The 3881-nt window shown below is 56.4% G+C and carries 2 protein-coding genes; both read right to left on the minus strand.

Annotation, left to right across the window (positions count from 1 at the left end):
* Positions 1-99: 99 nt before the first annotated feature.
* Complete coding sequence (locus tag NB063_RS18640; protein WP_261367456.1) at positions 100-1815, minus strand: PTS sugar transporter subunit IIA; 1716 nt, start codon at positions 1813-1815, stop codon at positions 100-102.
* A gap of 340 nt (positions 1816-2155) precedes the next feature.
* The gene (locus NB063_RS18645) at positions 2156-3277 is read right to left on the minus strand and encodes an SHD1 domain-containing protein (protein WP_250930268.1); all 1122 of its coding nucleotides are present in this window, start codon (positions 3275-3277) and stop codon (positions 2156-2158) included.
* Positions 3278-3881 lie beyond the last annotated feature (604 nt).

The following is a 3881-nucleotide window of genomic DNA, read 5'->3' on the forward strand; positions in this document are numbered from 1 at the left end:
CAACCAACGCATACACAAAACCAACATTCTCGACGCGACACCCGCGGTTTCCCATCCGCCCACAGTATCGCGGCTACCCACGGTCTCGCGGCTATCCGCTTAGATTCCCCGTAAACCGGCTTGATCGGCCGCCTCTTCGAGGAAGTAATTGATATCGGCGTGTTTGTCGGCGTGAAGAATTTCGTAGGCGTGCGCGGGACTGCGGGCGTGGTACAGCTGCTCGACCAAGTTGGCGTCGCGTGTGATCGCCGTGGCGAATGCCGAAAGCACTTGCAAATGGCGTGTGCGTTCAATTTCCGGGGTCGCCAACAGCAACACCGCGTGGACGAGACGTCCGTCGGGAGTATCAAAGTCCAGTCCCTCCGGACTGATCCCGAGCACACCCCGAATTTCGTGACCTTCCCCTTCCTCCAAAATTGCGTGCGGAATCATCAGTCCGCTACCGAGGCAGGTCGAATGTTCTTCGTCGCGTGCCAAAACCCTTTGAACAAACTCTTCTTGATCAACATCCATCTTGGAGGTCGCATAGAGCTGCGCGGTCAATTGACGAATCGTTGCTTCCCGGTCGTCACCATTCAACCCGACAGTAATGCGATGCTCTTGCAGGAAGTCCAACAATCTCGCGCGGTCCTTGAACGCTTCGCCTGATCGTTCCAACGCGAATCGTGTCGCACTCGGACCGAGTAATTGATTGATGGCGAGCGCCGACAATCCTACGGTGTTGACCAACGTCCGGACCTCTTCGCTAAACCCTGAGTTCTCACCCGACACCAACAGGATCAATCCAACCGCAACACCCCCGTGCGGCAACAGCGACACGCCCAGGTATCCACGAACGTTGGCGGTCACTCCGGCCAGCGACATGGCAGTGAAAGCACTGACGCACTTTCCGATCAATCGGGCAACGAAGTACAACCCGACCAAGGCCGCCGCCTGCGGCACCAATCCGAAATCCAATCGCATGCCCGCGAAGGTATAAAACAAGGCGAACAGAGCGCCGCCGATCGTTTGCAGGTAGGCTTCCCCGGAACGCACCAAGTCGTGGCGGAGATTCGTGACGACGATGCCCGCAAACGTACACGCCAAAATTCCACCCGAGGTTCCAAACCCTGCAGCAAACCCCCAGGAACCCAAAATGACCGCGACCATCGTTGGGCCTAAAAATGCCGGACTGACCAAGGTCCGTGTTAGCACGATCGCGATCACGCCACAGCCGCCACCGATCAGAAACGTCACGGTGAACTGAAACACAACGCTTTGTAACGCATGCGACATACCCGATTCGTCACCCAAAATTGTCGTGATGAACACAAACACGGCGACCGCGATCATGTCGATCAGTCCGATCGCTGCGAGTAACGTACGGGTCAAGATCCCACGAGCTCGCGCTTCCTGAATCACCAACACCGTCGTCCCCGGCGCCCCCGCAATCGCGATCGCTGCGAGGACGAGAGCGGGCTTCGCCGTCATCACGTCGCCTCCGGGAACCAACGGCCCGAGAAAGTACAGCAATAATCCGACGACCAGGGGTGTGAGAAGCAGTTCTCCCAGAAGCAGCAAACCGATCCGTTTCCCGGTATTGCGCAGACTCGCGAAATACAGGGTGGCCCCCACCGTGAACGCGATGAACCCTAACACAAAGTGCATATAAGGAAGAAACCGGTCCAAACAGCCCGGGTCCACCGTGGTGTTCATCCCAGGTAGAGCCAACATCCGCAACAGAATTCCCGTGGCGATCCATCCGGTCACCTTCGGTAGCCGCATCATCGCGAAAATCTCGCCGCCGATGATCCCCGCGACCAGAACTGTCGCCATATTTAACAGCGGATCGTCGAAGTACAGATTAAAAAAGGACTGCACAGGGCTGACTCCTTGCGGACATTGGTGAATCGTTCATTCGCTGTCGGGGGTCAATCTTAGCAGAAGTCTCGCCCGACAAGACCCGGCCGTTGTCAGCTTCCCAACAACGAACGTGCGCAGTGCCACCAATCCCCCCCGACCGCCGAGGCACCTGAATCAGAACGCACGGATCAAGCGATTCGTTGCCGCCCCTTGATCACCGCTTCGTTTGGAACAAAAGGTGCCGCCGCCTAAATAGCACTCGGGTAAGAAAACGACGCGGCGGTGTGCCCCAGCGGCGATGACGGGCGGTCGCTTATCGCTCGGACGCGCCCGTGCTCGCTTTTAAGAACTGCACAAACACCGCTAAACTCATTGCGCCGCTTTCGAACTCCTCCTGAGTCTTCGCCTCCAAGAGCGGATCGAGCATGCCGGAGACCATGGAAATCGCCTGATTGATTCCTGTCATGGCTTCCCGACCCTCGTCGGATTGGAGTGCCTCCAACGCCCGCTTGGCAGCCGTCATATCGGTCGACCACCGATCCAACAATTCCTCCGGCAGCCACCGATCTTCGATTCGTCGAAAACGCATTTCTTTCTGTTGCGTCGGGGAAGTTGCGTTGACAACGGCGGTGTCCCCGTCGACGGACACCAATTGCATTGTGAAATCAAACTTCTGTGCCGCGAAACCATCCGGCTGCATCTTGTCGACCACTTCCGCAAACTCGATCACTTGCTTCTTCAATTCGGGGTACTGCGATTGAAAAAATTGGTCCCCGTCGAAGGATTGCATCGCCCCACGCTCCGCCAGGTCGCTGCTCAGAATCGCCTGCAATACCGGGCCGGTGACAACGAGAACTTGGCGAACATCCTCTTTCTGAGCGGCTGGAACCGCCGGACTACCTACAATCCGGTCTTCTTTCTCATCGAATAAACGATGGACCTTGCGAACCAATCCGACGACCGCATTCCAGGTTTCCGCATCACACGACTTGGCAAACAATCGCACCAATTCGTTGACATCGCGACGATATGTCCGAGGCAATAAGTCCCAAAAAATGGCCGGGTCGGCGTAGCGAGTTCTGTTGAGAACGTTGAGCGTGTCCTCGATCGTAGGGTCCTGACCAAGAGACGCAGCCGAAGACTCGGCAGTCGCAACTGCTGCTTCCTCCGCAACTCGCGCTGTTGGTTTGACCGAAGCGTTCGCTTGTTCATGCAATCGTTTTGCTTGGGCGATGCTGGCCGCGTCAAGTTTCGCGATCGGAACGTTGATCACCCGGCCATCTGCCTTCTTCAACTGAACCTGATTACCCACGACGCCCACAAACGCCGCTTCCACTCGGAACTTTCCCGAGACGTCGCTCCAGGTCTCCGCGTGACTCGTCACCAGAATCGAGTGACACAACAAGAAAGCCAAACAACCGATCATGCGTGACATATGTGTCCCTATCAAAAAACCCCTGCCAACCATCTCGTTCTCGAGCCCAAAAACAGGTTGTAGCTGCGTTTTCCTTGGGACGAATCGACGCCCCCCAACCTACCGGGGTCCTAAAACACCGTCAATGCTCTGGCTATTTGCCCTGTCACTGAGTCAACACGCTCAAAAATAGCAAGCTCGCCGCCTCAGCTGGGATGAATCGCTACTAATTAATGAATCGCGACACGCCATGCCGACAGCGGAATTTTGGCGTGACCGGTCCCGCACCCGTGTTGAGACTGGGGGGTACTCAGAGAGCAAACGAGATAAGGAACTCTCGTTCACCACCCGAAAAAACTCGCAAAATGGGCGAGATCCCTCAACGGCGCCGACGGCGAGAGCAATCGAAAACGGTGGTCGATGGCAGACCGCTGCTGCGGCCGACTCTTGGCCATTCCGAGGGCGACATGGCGTGAAACTCATCTAGCGATGTGTGTCACTTTTGACTATTTACGTCACACATCGTCTTATTACGTCAAAAATCCCGCTTTTGGCTCAAGTCGATGTTCGTCTCCACCGAGACGCGGTCGCCATGATGGCAACTGACAACCGTCAATGACCCCAA

This window comes from Aporhodopirellula aestuarii (assembly GCF_023701485.1).
Lineage (GTDB): Bacteria > Planctomycetota > Planctomycetia > Pirellulales > Pirellulaceae > Rhodopirellula > Rhodopirellula aestuarii.

Coding starts and splice junctions, on each gene's coding strand:
- NB063_RS18640 (WP_261367456.1), bottom strand. CDS start 1,815: ATGGCGACAGTTCTGGTCGCGGGGATCATCGGCGGCGAGATTTTCGCG.
- NB063_RS18645 (WP_250930268.1), bottom strand. CDS start 3,277: ATGTCACGCATGATCGGTTGTTTGGCTTTCTTGTTGTGTCACTCGATT.